At 56.6% G+C, this 20409-nt stretch carries 21 protein-coding genes and 1 pseudogene; 15 read left to right on the top strand and 7 right to left on the bottom strand.

Features of this window, described 5'->3' with window-relative positions; genetic code table 11:
- The first annotated feature begins 22 nt into the window (after positions 1–22).
- From AC1DNW_RS10065 to AC1DNW_RS10075, 3 genes are all read left to right on the top strand, one after another.
- Positions 23–760 carry a glycosyltransferase family 25 protein gene (locus AC1DNW_RS10065; protein WP_113311780.1) on the top strand — a complete coding sequence of 246 codons (738 nt, stop codon included), beginning with the start codon at positions 23–25 and terminating at the stop codon, positions 758–760.
- Complete coding sequence (locus AC1DNW_RS10070; RefSeq protein ID WP_477852531.1) at positions 754–2097, top strand: O-antigen ligase family protein; 1344 nt, start codon at positions 754–756, stop codon at positions 2095–2097. Before AC1DNW_RS10065 ends, AC1DNW_RS10070 begins: the two co-directional genes overlap by 7 nt.
- Positions 2098–2536: 439 nt before the next feature.
- Entirely contained in the window at positions 2537–4753 is a 2217-nt protein-coding gene (locus AC1DNW_RS10075; protein ID WP_477852533.1) for an adenylate/guanylate cyclase domain-containing protein, read from the top strand.
- 40 nt (positions 4754–4793) lie between these two features.
- Here the strand turns inward: AC1DNW_RS10075 and AC1DNW_RS10080 are convergent, their stop codons facing one another.
- From AC1DNW_RS10080 to AC1DNW_RS10090, 3 genes are all read right to left on the bottom strand, one after another.
- On the bottom strand, positions 4794–5285 hold the full coding sequence (locus AC1DNW_RS10080; protein ID WP_477852534.1) for a YHS domain-containing (seleno)protein: 492 nt from the start codon (positions 5283–5285) through the stop codon (positions 4794–4796).
- A gap of 51 nt (positions 5286–5336) precedes the next feature.
- Positions 5337–5927: an ankyrin repeat domain-containing protein gene (locus tag AC1DNW_RS10085; RefSeq protein ID WP_113311658.1), complete on the bottom strand. Its 591-nt coding sequence runs from the start codon at positions 5925–5927 to the stop codon at positions 5337–5339.
- 209 nt (positions 5928–6136) lie between these two features.
- Entirely contained in the window at positions 6137–6346 is a 210-nt protein-coding gene (locus AC1DNW_RS10090; RefSeq protein WP_113300032.1) for a hypothetical protein, read from the bottom strand.
- A gap of 456 nt (positions 6347–6802) precedes the next feature.
- Between AC1DNW_RS10090 and AC1DNW_RS10095 the strand changes: the two genes are divergently transcribed.
- Together AC1DNW_RS10095 and AC1DNW_RS10100 are read left to right on the top strand one after the other, a co-directional pair.
- The gene (locus tag AC1DNW_RS10095) at positions 6803–8350 is read left to right on the top strand and encodes a cytochrome P450 family protein (RefSeq protein WP_477852536.1); all 1548 of its coding nucleotides are present in this window, start codon (positions 6803–6805) and stop codon (positions 8348–8350) included.
- A gap of 281 nt (positions 8351–8631) precedes the next feature.
- Positions 8632–8760 (top strand): annotated as a pseudogene (locus AC1DNW_RS10100) (hypothetical protein); the annotation flags it as partial.
- Positions 8761–9315: 555 nt separating this feature from the next.
- Here the strand turns inward: AC1DNW_RS10100 and AC1DNW_RS10105 are convergent.
- Positions 9316–10878: an SIR2 family protein gene (locus AC1DNW_RS10105; protein WP_477852537.1), complete on the bottom strand. Its 1563-nt coding sequence runs from the start codon at positions 10876–10878 to the stop codon at positions 9316–9318.
- Positions 10879–11138: 260 nt separating this feature from the next.
- Here AC1DNW_RS10105 and AC1DNW_RS10110 point away from each other — a divergent pair, with 260 nt between their 5' ends.
- Positions 11139–12023, top strand: a complete 885-nt coding sequence (locus AC1DNW_RS10110) for a hypothetical protein (protein WP_477852538.1) — start codon at positions 11139–11141, stop codon at positions 12021–12023.
- Positions 12024–12083: 60 nt separating this feature from the next.
- Here the strand turns inward: AC1DNW_RS10110 and AC1DNW_RS10115 are convergent, their stop codons facing one another.
- Together AC1DNW_RS10115 and AC1DNW_RS10120 are read right to left on the bottom strand one after the other, a co-directional pair.
- On the bottom strand, positions 12084–12320 hold the full coding sequence (locus AC1DNW_RS10115) for a hypothetical protein (protein WP_477852539.1): 237 nt from the start codon (positions 12318–12320) through the stop codon (positions 12084–12086).
- Positions 12321–12485: 165 nt separating this feature from the next.
- Positions 12486–13181 carry a LexA family transcriptional regulator gene (locus AC1DNW_RS10120; RefSeq protein ID WP_477852541.1) on the bottom strand — a complete coding sequence of 232 codons (696 nt, stop codon included), beginning with the start codon at positions 13179–13181 and terminating at the stop codon, positions 12486–12488.
- A gap of 186 nt (positions 13182–13367) precedes the next feature.
- Between AC1DNW_RS10120 and AC1DNW_RS10125 the strand changes: the two genes are divergently transcribed.
- From AC1DNW_RS10125 to AC1DNW_RS10165, 9 genes are all read left to right on the top strand, one after another.
- Positions 13368–13640: a helix-turn-helix domain-containing protein gene (locus AC1DNW_RS10125; protein WP_477852559.1), complete on the top strand. Its 273-nt coding sequence runs from the start codon at positions 13368–13370 to the stop codon at positions 13638–13640.
- A gap of 127 nt (positions 13641–13767) precedes the next feature.
- A complete protein-coding gene (locus AC1DNW_RS10130) occupies positions 13768–14130 on the top strand; it encodes a hypothetical protein (RefSeq protein ID WP_477852543.1) in 363 nt (120 codons plus the stop codon).
- Positions 14130–14981 carry a ParB N-terminal domain-containing protein gene (locus AC1DNW_RS10135; protein WP_477852545.1) on the top strand — a complete coding sequence of 284 codons (852 nt, stop codon included), beginning with the start codon at positions 14130–14132 and terminating at the stop codon, positions 14979–14981. Before AC1DNW_RS10130 ends, AC1DNW_RS10135 begins: the two co-directional genes overlap by 1 nt.
- The gene (locus AC1DNW_RS10140) at positions 14974–15432 is read left to right on the top strand and encodes a hypothetical protein (RefSeq protein ID WP_477852546.1); all 459 of its coding nucleotides are present in this window, start codon (positions 14974–14976) and stop codon (positions 15430–15432) included. Before AC1DNW_RS10135 ends, AC1DNW_RS10140 begins: the two co-directional genes overlap by 8 nt.
- A gap of 2 nt (positions 15433–15434) precedes the next feature.
- Positions 15435–17393, top strand: a complete 1959-nt coding sequence (locus AC1DNW_RS10145; RefSeq protein WP_477852548.1) for a transposase domain-containing protein — start codon at positions 15435–15437, stop codon at positions 17391–17393.
- Positions 17394–17514: 121 nt separating this feature from the next.
- A complete protein-coding gene (locus AC1DNW_RS10150) occupies positions 17515–18534 on the top strand; it encodes an AAA family ATPase (protein WP_477852549.1) in 1020 nt (339 codons plus the stop codon).
- A complete protein-coding gene (locus AC1DNW_RS10155) occupies positions 18531–18824 on the top strand; it encodes a hypothetical protein (protein WP_477852550.1) in 294 nt (97 codons plus the stop codon). The genes AC1DNW_RS10150 and AC1DNW_RS10155 overlap by 4 nt, the downstream gene beginning before the upstream one ends.
- Positions 18821–19096, top strand: a complete 276-nt coding sequence (locus AC1DNW_RS10160) for a hypothetical protein (RefSeq protein WP_477852551.1) — start codon at positions 18821–18823, stop codon at positions 19094–19096. The genes AC1DNW_RS10155 and AC1DNW_RS10160 overlap by 4 nt, the downstream gene beginning before the upstream one ends.
- A gap of 47 nt (positions 19097–19143) precedes the next feature.
- Positions 19144–19809: a DUF3164 family protein gene (locus AC1DNW_RS10165; protein WP_477852552.1), complete on the top strand. Its 666-nt coding sequence runs from the start codon at positions 19144–19146 to the stop codon at positions 19807–19809.
- 113 nt (positions 19810–19922) lie between these two features.
- Here AC1DNW_RS10165 and AC1DNW_RS10170 read toward each other — a convergent pair whose 3' ends face one another.
- Positions 19923–20240, bottom strand: a complete 318-nt coding sequence (locus tag AC1DNW_RS10170; protein ID WP_113509137.1) for a DUF982 domain-containing protein — start codon at positions 20238–20240, stop codon at positions 19923–19925.
- Positions 20241–20409 lie beyond the last annotated feature (169 nt).

The following is a 20409-nucleotide window of genomic DNA, read 5'->3' on the forward strand; positions in this document are numbered from 1 at the left end:
CTCATGCTGAAGTTTCGCCTTCATGAAAATCGGTGCTTATGTCATCAATCTGAACCGTTCCAGTACCCGGTGGGAAGGGCTTTCGCGGAAGGCCAATTCGCTGGCGCTCGAAGTCGTCAGGATATCCGGAGTGGATGGGGCGCAGATCCACCCACACGACAAGGCTGACATCAACAAGCGGCAATTCCTTCTTCGCAACAGCAGGAACTATCTGCCAGGCGAGCACGGGTGCTATCGCAGCCACGTCAAGGCGCTCACCGAGTTTCTTGACAGCGGCAATGATGCGGCGATCATCATGGAAGATGACGTCGAGCTGCAGGCCGATCTGATAGAACGTGTAGAGGCTGTGCTTGCCGCCGTTCCGAAAGCGGAATTGGTCAAGTTGCTCAACCACCGGTCCAAAGGCTTCATGCAGAAGGCGACGACGAAATTCGGCGATGCAATCGATCGCTGCGTCCACGGGCCGCAGGGTTCGGCCGGCTGCTATCTGGTCACCCGATCCGGCGCAAGCAAGCTTCTGCGGACCATGGCCATCATGGTCTATTCCTTCGATGTGGCATTAGAGCGCGGCTGGTCGACCGAGGTTAATACCTTTACGGTCAAGAACAATCTGATAGAGCTAGGGCCAAACAGCCACGAGACGGCGATCGCGACGAAGCTCGACTACAGACGGCAGAAATTCAAGGGAATACGCCGCTCGGTCACGCATCTGCTTCGCGCCGCTGATTATGCTAGAAGGGTACAATATTCTCTATGGTAGCGAGCGAAGAGCCGATTGCCACGCCCTCCCGCCTCAAGCCCGTCCTTGTCCTCCTATGGCTGCTATTGATTTCGGCTCCCATTGTGGAAAGTGATACCTACCGCTACGCGGCGCTGCTGCTGATCGGGACGACCTTTGTCCGGTTCAAGCCGAATTTTAATCTGCTGAAGAGTGACTGGCTGGCGAACGCCTGCCTTGCCTGGGGTGCTTACGCACTGCTGCGCTTTCTCTTCGGCCTGATCGTTTACGGTGAAAAGGGGGCGTCCGACTGGCTCTACGCCTTCCCGCTGTTTTTTCCGGCGGTGGGCATCGCGCTTTATTCCAGCCGCAAACAGGTCGAAACGGTCTTTGCCATCTATTTCCCGGCTGCACTTGCTGCCCTGTTGATCTCCACCGATTACCGGCTGATCCTTGAAGGCGACGCGCGTATTTCGCCGCTCTTCCATAACAACCTGATCCATGGCGCGATCGGCTGCGGTTTCCTGATGATCGGCGCCTTCTATTGGCTGTTGCACGCCTGGGAGACCGGCAAGCTCGCGCGCCGTTCCGGCAGCTGGATTGTTGCCGTCGCGACCCTCATCATCGCACTCTGCCTTTTCAATATTTATGGCTCCAAGGCGAAAGGCGTCTGGCTGAGCCTCGTCCTCGTCGGACCGCTCATGCTGGCCTCGCTGCTCCTTTACGCAAACAGACGCCGGGCCGCCTTGGTAGGGGCGGTCGTCGTCGCTCTCATTGCAGCAGCGCTTTTTGTCGGCGGCGATGACATCTGGAAGTTTGCCGGCCCGACCTATGAGGCCACCGCACGGATCGAGACCGAAATCTCTGCGCATGGCGCATGGGATGCTGTCGCTGCTGCGATCGCGTCAAAAGATACGCCGGAGTCGATGAGTGAACGGCTGCAGCTCTGGGCGAATGCTTCGGAAGTGATAGCTCAGGCGCCTTTCTTTGGCGCCGGCAACCACTGGCTGACGCTCTGGAGTTCGACCACCTATGCCGACGTGCCCTATACGCTGCTCCATAACGGTTACTTCGAGATGCTTGTCCGCCACGGGCTGTTCGGCATTGTCGTTTTCGCCATATTGGCAACAGGCATGTACAGCCGGGTTTTTACCGCATGGAGAGCCAGGCTGATCAGCCTCAGCGCACTACTGGCCTATAGCATGGTGACGCTATTCTTCCTTGGAACGATCCTGTCCAACTCCAACAACCGGCTGGCAATCGGCGAATCGTTCTTCTTCGTGTTCGCCGCCGCCGCGTTTGCCTGCGGGATCATGTTGAAGAAGGAAGAGATCAGGCAGGACACCGGCATGGTATCTCGTGATCAGAAGGCTGCCTGAAAGGGCGATGGAACCCGGTCCAAAAGGGTTGCCGAGCGCTCCTAGGCTGGAGCGCCCGCGTTGTCACATACCGAAATCGTCCAGAAACGAAGGATGGATCGCAGTCTTCCTTGCCTCGCGCGCATCACGATAGCGCTGCTGGGCAGAATCGAAGCCATTGACGATCCGTCTTATAAGACCGCTTTTGCGGCGTTTGAAAATCAAGTGCATAGCAAGCTCGCTTTTTCTTATTTTTGTTAGCCGGCAGCATATAATTTGCGCAGCATGCCGTAGCAATGAGCATTTTGGCATGCCACCTATGCAGAATATGACAGTGACATGACACGGAAGGGATCGCGGTCTGCATATGGCGTCCGAGGTTCGATCGACGGCCGCGATGGTATCGGCCATAGCGGTGCTGTAAGATGCCGCTGTCGTCCTTTCGGGGGAAGAGACTGACATGGAGCGCCGCCTTGCAGCCATCCTGATTGCCGATGTTGTGGGCTATGGCCGTTTAAGCCAGGTCGACGAGGAGGGGACGCGTCTTCGTTTCCAGGCGAACCTGAGAGAGATTGTCGAGCCTTCGATAGCTGAGCATAGCGGACGGCTGGTCAAGACCATGGGCGACGGGCTGCTGGTCGAATTTCACAGCGTCGTCGATGCCATGCGCTGCGCAGTGGACGTGCAGAAGCTGAAGGCAAAGCACAATGCGGAGATCCCGACCGATCATCGCCTGGATTTCCGCATCGGTATCAATCTCGGTGACATCATCGTCGAGGGTGACGATATTCACGGCGATGGGGTCAACCTGGCTGACCGCATGCAGTCGCTCGCCGAACCCGGCGGAATTGCGATCTCCGGCCCAGCCTACGACCAGGTGAAATCGAAGCTTGACGTTGGTTTTGTCTCGCTCGGCGAGCAAAGGGTCAAAAACATCGCCGAGCCGGTGCGGGTCTATCGTGTCGTGCTCGGTCCAGCGGCACCCAACAGAGCCGCCAACGCTCGCCGATATCTTGGCCGTTGGCGCGTCGCGGTGATATCAGCTGCTGCCGTCCTTCTCATTCTGGCGGGAGCGGCGCTGTGGTGGCAGCCGTGGGCGCTGTTTGAGGCCCCATCGCTTACCGAGCGCTTTGCCTATCCTTTACCGGACAAGCCCTCCGTTGCGGTGCTGCCGTTCATCAATGTCAGCGGCGACGTGGAGCACGATCATCTTGCCGAAGGCCTGACCGACGATCTGATTACGGAACTCTCGAAAGTCTCCGGCCTCTTCGTCATCGCGCGCCATTCCGTCTTCGCGGTGCGCGACAACAGCGGCAAAATACAGGATGTGGCGGCCGAACTCGGTGTTCACTATGTGCTTGAGGGGACGTTGCAGCGCGCCGGCGCACGACTGCGCATCAATGTCAAACTGATCGATGCGCTGACCGGGCTTTCCCTCTGGGCCGAGCGTTACGACCGCGAATATGTCGACCTCTTCGCGGTGCAGGATGATGTCATCAGCAAGATCATCGCGGCTCTTGCCATCAGGCTCAGCGATGGTGAACGCACGCAACTGGCGCAGATCCCGACGGAGAATCTCGAGGCCTATGATTATTACATGCGCGCCGAGCAGGCGGGTCTCACCTACGGGGACGTCGCGACCTATCGCGAGGCACTATCCTATTATCAGAAGGCAATCGACCTCGATCCGAATTTTGCCGATGCCCATGCGGGGATTGCCCGGATCGCCGTCGATGTCTGGCGCAACGACTACAATATCCTCTGGTCGGCAGCCGTCGCCCGCAAAATCGCCTATGATGCGGCAGGGCAGGCATTGAAGATCGATCCAAACAATGCGCGAGCGCATACCGTGCTGGCACTCCTGCAACTGGTCGATGGCCGCCAGACGGAGGCACTGATATCGGCGAACCGTGCCGTGCAGGCGCAGCCGAGCGACGCCGAAGCCTATGGCAATCTGGCCCTCGTGCTCGCTCATATCGGCAATCATGGTCAGGCGATCAGCGAAATGGAAAAGGCGCTGCGCTTCGATCCGTCGCCATCGCCCGGCTTCCAGTTGTTGGCGGGTATCGTTTTCTACATCGTCGGAGACGAAGACCGGGCGATCTCGCTGATGGAGGCAGCCCGCAACGCCTTGCCCAATGCGGAGGCCGCACGCGAATTCCTGACGGCAGCCTATATCGATGACGGCGATAAGAAACGCAGCCTGCAGGAGAAGACGAGGCTGCTGGAGCTCTTTCCCGAAAGCAATCTGACCTATTACAGCTATCTCTACGACTACTGGCGCAAGGACGATTTGAACAAGCATCTGAGCCGGCTGCAGAAGGCCGGAATTCCTGATTGGCCTTTCGGATTTCAGGGCGAGAAAGGCGATCAGGTCACCGGCGATCAGTTGCAGGATCTCATCAGCGACAAGACTTGGAGCGGCAAACACCGCAACGGCACGCAGTTCGTGCAGTTCTTCGACAAGGCCGGCAACACCGCTTATCGCAGCGCCAATACGAACATAACGGGCACGGTCGAAATTCAGGGCGACTGGCTCTGTGAGAAGTTCTCAGGCTATTTCCTGGACCGGATGGTTTGCGGCAGCGTTTATCGCAACCGCGCTCCCGACGAGCCCGGTGCGACATATGTGCATGTCACGCCGCAGGCTCTGAAATTCTTTTCCATCGCCCGCTGATGGCGATGGCGAGTTTGTTTGAAGGCCGGCAATCAATTGCCTATTGAGCGGACGGATGCTGCCAGTCTTTCTGCGCCTTCTCCGATATCAGGATATTCTGCACCTGCGACCAATGTTTCTGGGAATCGACCACCTTGGTGGGGTTCTTCACCAGCCCGTCGGCGGCACCCGGATCGTAGCTGATATAAAGCTTGCCTTCGATGATCCGCCAGGCGTTCGGATCGATGTTGGTGGTCACCGTTCCGAAGGACACGCCATCGGCGCAGTAACCGCCATATTGCGGGGCATATTTGCCCGGGTCCTTAGCGAACATGTCACGATGTTCTGCACTGGCGAAATACCAGGTCGCACCCAGCCAGTGATGAGAATATTGCGGCGATCCTTCCACGGCTTTATCATCCGTGAAATAGGCGACCGGATCATAGCCCTTGATCGCCACATCCCCGAAATAGCCCGTATTGACGAAGTCCTCTGCCGGAGCGGCCCTTGCAAAGAGCAGGACGGCAAGGCCGCCTATCGCAGCAGCCTTCATGAATCCATTCCAGTGAGACATTTCAAAGCTCCCGTTTTCAGGCGCGCACGGTTATTTTCGCTTCGTGCATTCGTCATAGAGCCACTGACCGGTGAGGTCGGCTCCCTGACAGGCTGCGCCCGCTTTCAACAATAGAGTGACGGAATCCCAGTGTGACCGCCATCCGGCCTGCGTCACCGGCGTGTAGCCGTTTCTTTCCTTCGGCTCGATCTTCGCCTTCTGTGCGAGCAGGAAAGCGATGACCTCGGCGTGGCCTTCTTCGGCCGCCGCATGCAGGGGCGTCATGCTGTAGAAGTTCTTGTCGTCGTTGACGGAGGCGCCTTTGGCCACCAGCAATTCCACGATATCGAGGTGACCGCCATAGGCTGCTGCATGCAGGGCCGTCAGCCCGCCCTTGTTGCGGATTTCGATATCGCAGCCCCGGTCCAGCAGAAGGGTGACGACATCAGTCTTGCCCGACAAGGCGGCAATCAGCAGCGCCGGCTCGCCGGTATCATCCGGCTCGGAGAGGTTTGCCCCCTGATCTGCAAGCTGTTTGACGCGATCGACATTTCCCTCACGCGCAGCGTCATGAAGAGGGCCTGCCGAAGCGGCGGAAGCCCCCAAGCCTAAACAGAACAAGCCGATCCAAAAAATATTCATCGCGCACCCCCGTCTTGCCATCCCTGGCTTCACAAGCGCGAAAGCGTGGTTAAGCTATCATGAATATGTGCGATCGACAATAAATGGCGAATCTGTTTGGAGAGCGGCGCGTGCGAGGCCACTTGCGGCTCCGTAGCAAACCGCAGCTTGGAACAGGGATATTGTTATGAACTGGTTACCGAGAGCTACATTGCATCGAAGCTGATCTGTCAATGAAGGCCTTGCAGTCTGTTTCGTCGCTCAGCCAGCAACTCGCGTTGGACCAAGCTTCGCGCATCTTCGGTAAGACTACCCGTTTTCGAAAGACCAAGTTCGACAAACCGCGTTTCAATCTGTTTCGGGATTGAGTCCGCTTCGTGCTGGCAGAGCCGCACCAGCCATTTCCATTCGTCACTCGTCAAATCCTGCCGCGCGATCATTAAATGGTCTCCTCCAGAGCAACGTTATCCATTGATGGATAGCACAATTCACGTCGAAAGGCAGGCGACTGAATCATCGGGCTGATCAAGCGCGCAGGGGCTCCCAAAGCCCCTAACGAATCCTCTGCTTGGCAAGTTCCTGCTCGGTGACGATGGCACGCCTGAGGACATCTAGCGAGGTAGAGGCGGTTCTCTCCGGCACACCAACCGGTAGCGCCAGCTCCTTGGGTTGCAATTGTCCCTTGTCCGTATTGTCCGCATGATATACAACATCTGCGCGAGTGCTTCCCAACAAAGTTCGTGGGATCTCGCCAATTTCGCGTGTTGGCCGTGCGGCCCCGAAGCTAGACGTGTCCCAAAAGACGCCGTCACCGCCAACGCTTGTCGTCGTGACTAGACGATCGTCATATCTAGAAAATCTACCCCATGGCGACCGCCTCCAGCAGGAGAAGAGCGATGAAGCGTAGAACCTTTCTCACTGGCAGTGCTACATCAATGGCTGCACTATCTGCGCAGCCAGTTCTGGCACATTACGACCCCCCTCTTAATGATCCACCAGCGCCTGGCGATTTGGCAGCGACTGCCGCCCGCTTGCGCGCGCAATTCATGAAGGATTTTGAACCCGCCTATATCGAGAACGTGATCATTCCGCATTTTTTGGTGAGCGTGTTTGAGGGTGAGCGGTCGTTTCTTCCTATGATTGATCTCGCCCTCACCAAGGAGAACGCTCTGCCTAATGATCTATGGGGTCTTCTTAGCCAAACGTGGCGGCCCGCTCCTGAAGATGGCGTGACGGTTTTCCTTCAAGGGCTGGAGAAGCGAGGCCCTGACAATCGTCGCAAGCGTATTTACATGTCCGCGGTTACACCGGATCTCTACCGCGAAAAATACGGAGATAAGGTGAAGGGGTTTTTCGACACGTTAATGTCTGATTCCAACGCCGGACAGCCGCTGATGCGGAAATACCTGGATTCATTTTGGGACTTGTATTGGGACCTGCACTTAGGCGTGTCACATGACGAGATACCGGAGCGTGTTCGTCAGATTGGCGAAAGTTTCAATACGGTTCTTGCCTTTCGCGATCCTACGCAACGCATCGTATACGAAAACTACATGACCGTGCGGTCAAACCTCGACTTTCTGAAGTCATGGATCGACGGAAATCTCGACGATATAGCATCCGGAAAGACGAAAGACCCAGACAAAACGTTCGCTTATTATTGGATAAGGAACGGCGAAGACAGCCCGTATTTTAACCACAAGGACGTCGTCTTTGAATGCTTCCACAACTTCGTAGCATTCAGTCAATGGGGCAACACGATCTACAATATCATGCAAAGGCTGGCGGACGGCGTGGGAGACCCAATGATCAAGGCCTCCTTCAAGCAGACAATGGAAGGCGATCCTGATAACGCAAGCGGTGCTCCCTTTTCCCCTCTTGAAGCATTCGTCATGGAGCTGTTTCGAGTGATTTCACCGAATGGCGGCAGTATTTCTGCACTCGGAGAAACTGTAACGCCGCAGTTTGAGCGTCACGGCTACATCATCAGCCCGCACACCTCGACGAGTTTTGATCCACTGCATTGGACTAACCCGGAGAAATTCGATCCATCAAGATATGCGAATGCCCCGACAAGTTCGGATATTGACGAGGCCAAGGCGAAACAGATTGGCTTCACCAAGTGTCCATTCGACTTGACGTCGTTCGACGTTAAAGACGGTCGCAAAGCCTCATTACACAACAGCGGCTTCGGAACGGTTTTTGGAGTTGCGGATGGGAAAGAACTGCCCGTCTGCGACTATGCAGGTTTTGCACCGTTCGGTTTTGGGTATCGCCGCTGCCCGGGCGAGCAGTTAACTATTCAAGCCTTCGAAGACTTTTTGAGAAAGGTTTGGAAAGACAAGATTGGGTTCGTAAAACTCAATATCGCCAACCCAGAGCCGCTGCCGATCGGGCCAACAACGGTTATCGGTGACGACATTGGTTTCAGACGAACGGCCTGATACCGCCCCGCCAGCAATGGCCGTGGTTAACTCCGATGTTCGGCGTTAACCACTCCTAGTGAACGGGGTCCCGCGCGGTATTTGATGGCAGCCAGATGTGGCTAACGATCGAATGATGTTGGCCACATCAACGCTTGGCTTTGGTAAGGAAGGGCGAGGTGTTCCCAGTTTTTATTAAATCGCTGGACGTGCAGATCGATAGCGTAGGCGGCTCTCTCCATGTTGAGACAGTTCAGGATCTCACCGCAATGCTCGTAAGCAATAAGTAGCCAGTTAGCTCAGGGAAGAAATTCCAAATCGCGCTCATAAGATCGATGAAAGCAGTCGAATTGTCTGTCGGTGCCCATACCGCTCGAAATGCTTTCGTGTGGGCTGCCCGTGAGGCTGGCGTTCGTATCCTGCGAAGTTGAAGCGCTGTGGTCAAAGAAACACCATTGTAAACCGTTGACCAAAATAAAACGCACAGCGAGCTACAGCGCGGCCGGCTGCACCGACAGGAAGTCGGAAATTCCGGAACCAATGTTGTCTGACACCAGTATCCGGAAAATATGGGAATCTCTGGGATTATCCGGGAACCCCCGGTAGGACGCCAAAAATCAATGTCTTAACTGGAGCGGGGGGGGAACCGCGTGAGCAATCTCTGACAGTCCGAACTAAAGAAAATCCAGCATATCGAGAATGCGGTCCGAGTTAGATGTTTGCCTCGAAAAGCCTTCGAGAAAATCTCGAACCGCCTTCAAGTACCCTTCAAAGCCTGCAAAACGATGCTTTTGAAGTCGTCCGAGACGTAAAGCGCACCCGCGCCCGTGCGCGCTTTCGGCCTTTACTACCAAAAAAGATTTCCACTTCAGCGTGGAAATTTCTCTAAATCCTCATTTAGTTAAAGAAATCAGGCGGATGGCCGGCTGTTTAGGGATTGCGAATTTCCACATTCCTCCCTTATCCATGAAACGAGACCGATAACGCTAAAGCGGGAATCCGTATCTCAGGCGATCATATAGGCAAACCAGTTTGCGAAAGTAGCTGGAGTACGGCGAGCTTGACGACTTCAGCTTTTCTCGGTGCGCCTTGAGGAACTCGGACAAAGAGGCGATATCTACTTCAGCGTCCTCCTGAAAAGTAATCAGAATCGCTGCCTTCTGCGGTGTCACGGCATCGATGATTTCTTGAGTCGTCTTGCCGCGATACAGCTTGTCATAATGGGTTTGGTAACCGCTGTGGTTTCCGCCAAGGGACTTCCTGAGCAACTGTTCTATCGACAGGTGTTTCGATGCCCTGAGTGCGGCCAAATCGTTGATACCAGCGCCGCGTAGGTATCGATAAGCGGGGACATATTTGTTCGCTCTTTTGAAGACGGTTGGATAAACAGCGGTCAGCAACTCGTCTGCGTCTAGCTCGGACTGGTCTTCCAGGACGTCAAGGAAGACATCGTCCAAGGCAACGGCGGTATACCCGCGCTTGGTGATTTTGTTTTGGACCTCGGCGATACCAACGCCGACCACAAACTCTACATCGTCCTTGCCCTCGATCTGGTCTATGTCAACAACCGCCAGCTTGGTACTGGGGTCGCTGGACTTTACAAGGTCATACATCTGTTCCTTGCAATACCGGAGAATACGCGCCGGGATTTTTCGTTTGGTCGCATCAATGGCGCTGTAGACCTCAGAGAAATCATTGGTCTTGATGACAGTTATGCTCAGGTTCGTTTCGCCGATGGACATCATGGAAGGGAGGAAGCTCGCCGCCTCCTCTGATTTTGGCCGCTGAAGAAAAATCAAGTTCTTGCCAAATTGGTCCAGCTTTTCCTGCGCCAGGCAGTTCACAATAGAGGAGATGATCGTTTGAATATTTCGGTCTGCCAGCGAGTAGCCGATGAAGATAACTGGATGCTCAATGAAGATCGTAATCAGCTTGGCCGCCAAATAGGCATTCTTCGAATTGAAGTCGTCATAGTCATGCTGCGTCAGCACGAGACTGTTGGGCTGACTCGCACACCCATGTATTTTATATATTTCAGCGACTGACTGCGGGTTCGAGAACAGAAGTTCCTCCTGACCTATGAACACCTTGTAATCAGGGAACAACTCTTCAAGAAAAAGGTCCCAGTTGGTGGTGATGATGCCATCTACGTTCAAGCTCGGCAGCAAATCGAGTTCTTTAGAAAGCCCGTCGGACGCAATTGTCTCATGCACCTTCGCGGTGAGATAAGTAGCGATCTCGTGCTTCAGTGCGCTTGAGTTTGTTGATATCGCCTGAGCGAACTTCTCGCGAGACACCGCATACTTCTCATGTTGCCACCAAACTGGATTGAAGTCTTCGGCCATTAGGGCGGCGGCGGCCGGGAGTTCCGAGTTGGTTTGGGACGCATAGAACCCGAAAGGTTTGATGCCATCACAGAAGCGTCCGAGAAGTTCGTCCCATTGCTCCAGGCCGATGTAACGACGGGAGAATCCCGAACCAACGAATAGGAACGGCGCCCCGGCATTGGCACCCAATAGCGCGGCCAACTTCTCTGTGATTTCAGTCATGCTATGTCCCCGGCGTTGTATCCGGCGACAAGCTACACGTTTTTCATTGAGTCGGAAGCTTCCAGTGTCGCTGTGGATTGCGAAGGAGTGGATAGGTCAAAGCTCAGCTGAGAAGATTACTGCGTTGGAACAGCTTTCGGGCAGTAAGCTGAATTTCAGTGTATTCGCTGGCTACACATGAGACCTAGTAGTTAAGCTCCGGCTTGCCGACTCGTTTGGCTTTGGCTTCTATATACTCAAATCCATGCTGGGTGGGGCCGATGAGCGAGATTGAGATTGGAAGCAAGGCGAATCGACGTCCGAGGCCGGATGGCGATCTTGAGAAGCAGTTTGAGCGTATTCTTAAGTTTATGCATCGATCTTGCGATTTGTTTGATGCCGGCGACGAAGATGAAGCCATTCGGTTGGCGCTCGAAATGCGAAAACTGCTTTACGATCGAGGCTCTTCAAAATCACTTCTCGGACAGTTGGGCATCAAAGATAAAATGATGTTTGTCGACTCGGCACTCTACCCAAGCCGGTGGCGGGAAGTAATTGATAAGATGGCAAAGGAGCAGGGGCGGGTCGCGATGAAATCGACTGTCTTGAGCCTTTCTGATGTGCGGCCAAATAGCAATGGAGTTGGGGAATTTCGAGCTCCGCTCTCGGAACCATACTTCTATCCCGGCGATCCGTTTAGCGCGAGCTGTGTTGTAGCACAACCGTTCGAAGGTTGGTGGACGACCGGTGTTGTCGAGGCGTCGAGTGGGCGATCTTTTAGCAGAGCAAACTTGGTCATGATAATTGCGGATCAAGAAAACGGCGCACACGTCGATCCTGAGCTTGATGGTGACTTTCAAGATCTCTGCGTGGATACATTGGGGATTGGTGCCCTCTGGAACACTGGAGACCCCAGTGAGGACTTAATCAATGTTCCTGACGTGACGAAAAGCCTCCCGTATTCGGCAGTGCGTCAAATCGCATGGGAAGTGATGACTTCGATCGAGCGATGGCAGACGAAACCGGCGCCTGGCCAATTTCTGCTTTCTTCCCCGTTTCAAAGAAAGCTTGGGGTACGGTGGATGCAACAGCAATCGCTGGCATTTGGTAGTCTTGTCGGAGCCGACGGCAACCTCGGCGACGATCAAACGTGTGGCGTCGCATAACCGTCGGTAGGCCGGTTTGATGGATGGGCGCTTTTGCGCCGCATCCTCTTTGCAGACATATCACGCCGCAATTTCGGCGATTTCACCGTATTGGCACAGGACACGCGGGCTGCTCATATCACCGCTCTCCATGTCCACCATCACAGCATAAGCAGCCACACCAACGAACCTCTCGGCCATCGTGCCGGCAAGGCGTTCCGCAGCTGCGGAGTTAGAGGCTTGACGCATTTCGCCAGGAGCAATGTTTCCGCGTACTTTCTTAAATGGCATTACGATAAACTTCTCACACAATGACACCGGCAAATCCTTTCGTTTTCAAAACCGACGTTCTTATTTTGTTCTCATAGGTTGCAAAGTCAATTCGGTATCTGCACAGCTCTGTCGAGGGTGTGGATAAAAGTTGCTATATCGCCTGACGCGGAGCCAGTTCCGTGGGCGCTCCGCCTGTGGACAGCCGGTGGATCATCGAACGGGCATGGGCGCGTGCCCTGTGAACATAATCCGACCGCCGACGCGCAATTCATCAATACGGTCGGCAGTAAACTCTTCGGGGGGGTATCCCGCTGCCACGTTGTCCGAGGTTAGGAAAAGCTTGCCATCCAAAGACCAGCGCGCTCGTTTAACTAGGGCGCGATCCATCACGTTGAAATGATAGATACGACCGTCATCGACCTCAGTTTTTGAGGCGTCCGCGATGAGCAACGCCCCGTCAGGGATGGTCGGCCACATTGAGTCGCCACGAGCTTCCAAGATGTAGCAATATTCGGGATTTGCACCAAGGTTGCGAAGAAAGTCGCGACCAAACGCTACCTCTCCGATCGGCATTTCATTGACTGGCACCAGCCCACGGCCCGCAGAAGCTCGTGCGTCGAACCGCGGCAACCGAACAATATCATGGCGGGTCGTAGATAAACCCTCCATCTCGACGGCAATTATTCCAAATGTGGAACGCGCGCCCGCGAGTAAACTGAGATCGGTTCCTGTTGCCTCAGCAATCTTGACGGCGTTTGCAAACGACGCGCCGGAGGATTTCGCAAGATATTTATTAAGTGTTCCCAGGGGGATGCCTGTGCGATCGGCGACTTGCTTCGCGCCTGTCTTCGCGATCGCGGCCGAAAGCCGATCACGGATCGCCTGATCATCATCCAAATCTTCCATGCGATATTCCAAAAAAGGATTGACGAAACTCCATATATGGAATTACATCGATCCATAAATACGGACCAAATCACCCATGAAAAGGGAGGCCGGCCAGGGCCTCCCTCATCAAATCGAGGATCCACTATGCACCGGCCCCAGCAGGCGGACAAGAAGACCCGAAAGGCGATCGACAAGATTGCTGAGATGACAGCGATCAAAGGTCGGCTTTTTACCGCCGGCCTTTCTCTTCTCGATATCGATCGCACGTATCAGCTCCCGCGTGGAACGGCGGGAACGACACTCCGGGAACCGAATACGGCTGGGGAGAGGGCGATCGCTGCAGCTCTCGGTACAAGGCCACATTTGCTGTGGCGGTCGCGTTACCACGCCTCCGGTCTGCGGAAATCCCCTCAACCCCGCGAGAACTATGAGCGTCCGGCCACCATGGCACAACGCCAAAACGGCCCGGCGGCTTAGACATGCGCAATCCCTTCATTCCCTCACGTTCCCCGGTTTGCGAGCTCGCAAATCTGGTCCTGATTTTCGGCGTCACAGTCGCGGGCATTGTCGCCGCGGCAGCGGCCCTCGTCGCGAGTGTAATGCCATGAGCCTGAACGTATTCGACCAGAACGCGCTCTATGACGCGCACCTTCACGCCTGCTTTGCAGCAGTCCGCGAGGGCTTTCCGCATCTTGCGGTTGGCGAAATCGTCGACCCGCCGCACGACTGGTTCGATGCGGCCCTCGCGCGCCAAGTCGTGATGCACCTGATGGTCACCGAATTGAAGTGGCCGAAGCGGCGCGTTGTTGAGGCCGAGAACCGTTCTCGGGAAGCGATCAACCGAGCGCTCCGCACGGTCGATGCTCGCCTCGGCAGTTTGCGTTTCGCCGCTCACTACAAGGCGATGGCGCTGCGCGCCCGCACGCTCATCAACCTCCAAATCACAGCAGAAGAAGAAGTCGCATAATGGCCGAGTTCAAACGCGTCCTGATTTCAGACATCGTCATTCCAGAGCGGCTGCGCGCCGTCGAAGAAGAGCATGCGATCGCGATTGCTCAGAGCATCGTCGAGCATGGCTTGATCAACCCCATCACCGTTCGCAGCACGCCCAATGCCAAGGGCGGCAAATATACTCTTGTCGCCGGCGCCCATCGCATCCGGGCAGAGCAGATCAATGAAGTGGCCGAAATCGACGCGATGATCGTCGAGAGCGACAAGGCCGAAGCCCAGCTCATCGAAATCACGGAAAATCTCTTTCGCAATGAGCTATCGGTGCTGGATCGCGCCGTCTTCGTGCAAACCTATCGTGACGTTTGGGAAGGCAAGTACGGGAAGGTCGAAGCCGGCCGCCCCGGAAATCGCGCAAACCTTGCGCAATTACTTTCAGATGAGGCGGAAGCTGGAAGCTTTTCCAAGCATGTCGCCGATCGCATGGGGATCTCCCGGCGCGCAGTCGAGTATCTGAACAAGATTGCACAGAACGTCCATCCCGATCTTCGCGCGGCAGTTCGCGGTACTCCGGTCGCCGACAATCAATCTGCCCTTTTGAAGATCGCCAAGATGGAGCCGCAGAAGCAGCGACAGGCAGCGATCGCCTTTCGAGCCGAGCCGGACCTGAAAAAGGCGCTCGCACTGGTCGAGCCTGCACCGAAGCTCTCGAAGGCACAGATCGAACAGGCGACGCTCCTGTCTCGCCTCGTCACAGCCTGGGAAGACGCCAGCGAGGAGACGCGCAACCAGTTCCTGAGCCATGTCGGCCTCGGCGATGAGCCCGACGCGTTGATGGCGGAAATCCGCAGCGAGGCCGGTGATGAGTAAGCATCCCGCGCAGTTGGACTTCTTCCTGCAGCCGCTTTTTCCCGTTCGTCAAGCTGCGGTCACCATCGACATCGAACGGTTTCGCGCAAAGCTAAAAAGGGCGATGGCGCAGGCGATCAGGGAATGCCCGCACAGCCGCGAAGTCGTCGCGGCTCGCATGGCTCAATATCTCGGCCTGCCAAACCTCTCGAAGACGACGCTCGACGCCTACACGGCCGAGAGCAAGGTCTCCCACGACATCAGCCTTGTCCGTTTCAAGGCTTTCGTGCGCGCGACAGGCGCTCTCTGGCTTTGGGATCTGATCGTCTCCGAGGACGAGCTGATCATGCTTGAGGGCGACGAAGCCCGACTGGCCGAGATCGCCCGGCTTCAACAGGAGCAGCGAGCGCTCGCCCAGGAGCTGAAGGCACTCCGATCCACTCCCATCAACATCAAGCGACGCGGACGTTAAGCGTGAAGCAGTTCTACACCATAGCCGAGCTGATCGCGGCCAACCTGCCGGACCTTCCGCGCACGGAGAAGAGCCTCGACAACCTTGCCCGCGCGAAGTGGCGTGGGAACGAGGCCACCGCTCGGCGGGTGAAGGGCAAGACGAAGCCCGTATGGGAATATCACGTTTCACTTCTGCCGCAGGTGGCGCAAACGCGTTTGCTGATCGTTCATTCGGCTCCAGCGAACGACGATAAGGATCTGAAGGCACAAGAAAAGAAGGCTCTCTGGCGGCGATACGACGCGTTGCCATCGCATCAGAAAGCGGTGTGTGAAACCCGTTTGAGAACGCTTCAAATGGCCGATGAGCTTGAGCGCGCGGGCATGTCTGCCAAGGCTGCCGTCCTCATGGCCTGTAACAAAGGTGGTGTCGAAAAGTCGGCGCTCTACGAGTGGCGCCGTGCGGTCGAGAGCGTCGACCGTCAGGACTGGCTTGCCGCGCTGGCACCGAATTACACCAATGAGCGGAGCCGCTCGGAGTGCCATCCGAAAGCGTGGGAATATCTGACGTCGGATTATCTCCGCGCCGAGGCGCCGAAGTTCTCCACCTGCTATCGCCGCATGATCAAGGTCGCCGAGAAGCAGGGATGGTCCCCGATACCGCATGAGCGGTCCCTTCGCCGTCGCCTCGACGCGGAAGTGTCTGCAGCGGTTCAGCAGACCGCGCGCAAGGGCAAGGAAAAGGCAAAGGGTCTTTATCCTGCGCAGCGGCGCACGCGGTCGCACCTGCAGGCCATGCAAATGGTCAACATGGATGGCCACAAGCTGGACGTTTTCGTTTCGGTGCCATGGTCGGAACAGCCGGTTCGCGTGTTCCTGCTCGGCATCCAGGATCTCTACTCCGGAAAGATCGTCGCATGGCGGATCTCCGATAGCGAAAACAAGGAAACAGTGCGCCTCGTCATCGGCGATATGGTCGAGCGCTACGGCATCCCTGACCGCATTTACCTCGACAACGGCCGATCCTTTGCCTCGAAATGGATCTCAGGCGGCGCCGCTACCCGCTATCGTTTCAAGGTTCGCGAGGAGGATCCGGAAGGTCTGCTCGTCACCCTCGGCATCGAGCCGCGCTGGACAAATCCGTATTCCGGCCAGTCGAAGCCGATCGAGCGCGCGTGGGGCGATCTGGCTGAGAACATCGCCAAGCACCCATATTGCGCCGGCGCTTATACCGGCAACAAGCCGGATGCGAAGCCCGAAAACTACGGCAGTCGCGCCGTGCCTCTTGATGGGTTCCGCGCGCACGTTGGTCGTGAGATCGCCGAACACAACGCGCGCATCGGCCGGAAGTCTCAGACCTGCAAAGGCCGCAGCTTTGACGAGACGTTCCAGGCGAGCATCGACGGCGGTGCTATCGTGCGGTGGCCGACGGCCGCGCAGCGAGCACTCTGGCTGCTCGCCTCGGAGGCAATCCGGGCACAGAAGGGCAGTGGGGAGATCCACTATCATGGCAACCGTTACTGGAGCCGTGAGCTGAACCAGTACGCCGGGCAGAAGGTGACGATCCGGTTCGATCCTGACAACCTGCACGGTTCGATCCGCGTCTACGACCTGAAGAACATTTTGATTTGCGAAGCGCCATGTATCGCCGACGCCGGCTTCGACGATCAGGATGCGGCTCGCCAGCACGCACGCAAGCGCCGTGATTACCAGAAGGCAGTCGCCGCTGAGAAGGCCGCGATCGCAGCGCTAACCGCTTCGCAGCTTGCTGATCTTCTGACCAAAGGCGAGCCCGCAACGCCGCAGCCTGAAGAGCCCATTCGCCCGAAAATCACCCGCCTCTCGACTGGCAATCTGGCGCTGAAACAGCAGCCGGCCAGTGATGACGGTGCCTTCGAAGACAGTTTTTCCCGCGCCTTATCCCGAGTGTCGGGCGAGCACGCGGTCATCCAATTCCCGAAGGGGGATCGGTCGGGAAAGTAGTGCGTCCGACTGGAATAGCAGAGCCGAAATGTAGTGCGTCCGGTTCCGACAAAAAAATAGGGCGGGGTTCAACCCCGCCCGCCAAATCAGCCCTCAAAGGGCGACACAAAGGAACCTTAGTATGAATAAACACGTCGACACAAGTAGGATGACAGGCTGGGAACAGCCCGAGCCCTCGATCGACTTTCTTTCCAAGCACGTCGATGACATCGACGACTGGCGCGCGATCCGCGTGCAGGTCGCGGAGCTGGCAATCGCCAACTCGTGGAGCAAGGCGGAAGTTACGCGCCGCAGTGCCATGAAGGAGGGCACCTTCAGTCAGTGGTTCTCGGGAACCTACCTCGGCCGGCTCGAAAACATGAACCGGCAGATGCGCCAGTGGGTGGATGCGGTGGTGGAAGCCGCTGGCATGCCTGCCATTCCAACATCGCCCGCGTTTGTGAAAACACGCATCGCGGCCGAAATTGCCCAGACGCTCCAGTGGGCGCAAATGACCGCCGATCTCGTGATGATCACGGTCGGCGCCGGTTTCGGCAAGACCGCCACCTGCCGGCACTATCGCGCCACGCATCCGCATGTCTTCCATGCGACCGTCAGCCCGCATACGCGGACGGTTCACGGGATGCTCGTCGAATTGGCAGCGGAGCTGGAAGTTCACGAGAACAATCCGGCCAAGCTCACCCGCGCGATTGGCGCAAGGCTGCAGCGCATCGGAGGCGGATCGCTCCTCATCATCGACGAAGCGCAGAACCTCGTCGACGACGCGATCAATCAGCTCCGGCACTTCTCCGATATCTACCAATGCGGCATCGCCCTGGTCGGCAACGAAGAGGTCTATTCTCGTTTTGCCAAGCAGACGGCGGGAAAGTCCTACGCGCAGTTGAAACGTCGCATCGGCAAGCATCTGAAGCGGCAGAAGCCGTATGCCGAGGACGTCGCTGCATATATCCGGGCTTGGGATGTCACCGACCTGGACAGCGTCAAGCTGCTCACCGGGATCGGTATGAAGGGTGGCGCGCTCGGGCAGATCGACAAGACGATGAAGCTCGCCAGCATGATCGCGATCGCCGATGATCGTTCGGTCACCGTCAAGGATATCCAGGATGCCTGGAAGAACCGTGACGTGGAGGATTTGGGATGAGCGCCGCCCTGATCCTGAGCACTGAGATTGCCACTGCGCGGAGGCATTTCGACGGACTGGTCTCTCCTGACCGCTCCAGGGACGCCGACGTCGTCGCGTTTCGCAAGCATCTCAAGATCCTCGCTAAGCTCGCTCAGAGCCTCGAACGCGAAGTGCAGATCTACCGACTTTGCGAAGCCGGCAAGACCGGCCGCGAGGTTGTCGAGCAGCTCGCCGCCGAGGCCGCTGCCACCTTCATTCTAAACAGCGACGGAAACGTCATCAGACCGGATTTCGGGAGGAAATCATGAGCTGCGTACTTCCATCCACCTGCCTCGTAGAAATCCGCGACGAGCTGAAGCCATGCGTTCATGGCGGCCGATTTTTCACCAGCGAGGATGTCGGCAACCTTATCCGCCGCCTGAATACAGCGATCTCGCTCGCCGAGGAGATCGAGGAGGAAAAGGCTTCGCTTGAACGGCGGGAGCGCCTTTTCGCCGGCCACAAGCGCGGCCCGGCGTTAGTCGGCCCGAACGTCGTCGCCTTTCCAGGCGGCCCACCCACGACCGGTGGCCGCGCATAGCGGCGCCATTCCACGGCAAATCGAAACATCAATTAAGGATCTACGAAATGGACAGCATCACCAACGAACGGAAGTCCGACGACGAGGCCGCTGTCGGCGTCACCGTCGTCAAGGGCAAAGAATACATGAGCGACGCCAAGGGCAGTCTCGTGCCCGTGGAGAACGTGAAGCCCGAGCACAAGCTTGAAGACGAAGTCGTGCGCAAAATCATTGCCTTTGCCGAGGAGTTGTCGGCCCAGGTCTCGCGCTTCCGTTCTCACACTATGAGGGACCTGGGGGAATTCGATGCGCTCCTGGCGCAGGAGTATGGCGCGAAGATTGGCGGTGCCAAAGGCAACCGCACGTACTTCAGTTTCGACGGATTGTTGAAGGTCCAGGTGGCGATATCGGATTTCGTTGATTTCGGCCCACAGCTCCAGATCGCCAAGAAGCTCCTCGATGAATGCCTGATGGAATGGTCCGCCGACAGTCGGCCCGAAATTCGGGCCGTCATCACCAAGGCGTTCAATACGGAACGGGAGGGTCAGGTTAACCGATCCGAAATCTTCATGCTGCTGCGGCTCGATATTAATGATCCACGCTGGCAGGAGGCCATGCGAGCGATCCGCGACGCGATGCTGATTACAAGCTCCAAGGAATATGTCCGCTTCTACAAACGCGGCTCGATCGAGGAGAAATTCCAGAACATCACCATCGATCTGGCCAAGGTTTGAGATCTGGCCATGGAAAGCATCAGATTCAAAGCAACCGCGACAGAGGAAGGCATTGGGAGGAGGGCGCTTGCCAACCCATCACCCGTTCCGCATGTGGGGGTGTCGCGATGACCTTAGTCCAAGATATGCGCCTCCATCGCGGCGGCGACAAAGGCGTCTCTTGCCTCCTCCAGAGATCCATCTCGTTCTGCCGCGATCGCAAAGGCTTCCCTTGCTTCCTCCAGAGTGGACCCGCATCGCTGTATCGCGCTGGTGCAAGCGGCTTTTGCTTTCTCGTATTGGAAACCGCGCTCGGCCGGCCATCTGTTCAAAAGATAATCCAAACCTTCCACGGGATTATTAATCGTCTCGGGTATGCCGAACCCTATCCTAACGTGGACGGGGCTAACCCACAGGCCGGGAACCGGTTGATTTCGATCTTGAGCGTTCATCTTATTGCTCCTCGCACTGAAGACCGGGTGAATAATATGTCGGGTTTCATCGCCCTCAAATCAATGAAAAGACCTCTCTGCAGCGCATCATTCGTGACCAGAACGGAGGTCGTCCAATGAGTATGGAACGCGTTCCCTGTGACTACAGCGCTGCCGCCCTCATTCTGGC

This window comes from Rhizobium sp. 05L429, assembly GCF_056397645.1.